The 286-nt window shown below is 74.8% G+C and carries 1 protein-coding gene; it reads left to right on the forward strand.

The genetic code is table 11. The features are described from left to right. A partial coding sequence (locus tag JL475_RS39510; protein WP_202282993.1) for a polyketide synthase dehydratase domain-containing protein occupies nucleotides 1–286 on the forward strand: 286 nt, incomplete at both ends.

Here is a 286-nt window from a genome sequence, read left to right on the forward strand (position 1 = left end):
GGTCTGGCGGCGGAGGGGTATGCCTACGGTCCGCTGTTCCAGGGCCTGAAGTCCGCCTGGCGCGCCGGCGGCGACGTCTACGCCGAGGTCGAACTCCCCGCCACGGCCCGCAAGGACGCCGGCACCTTCGCGTTCCACCCCGCCCTGCTCGACGCGGTGCTCCACGCCACGGACTTCGCCGCCGGTGAGGCCCGGGAGCAGGACGAGATCCGGCTGCCGTTCGTGTGGGGTGGTGTGGTGCTCCGGGCGACGGGTGCGTCGGTGGTGCGGGCGCGGGTGCGGTCGC

It is taken from the genome of Streptomyces sp. M2CJ-2 (genome assembly GCF_016757295.1).
GTDB lineage: Bacteria > Actinomycetota > Actinomycetes > Streptomycetales > Streptomycetaceae > Streptomyces.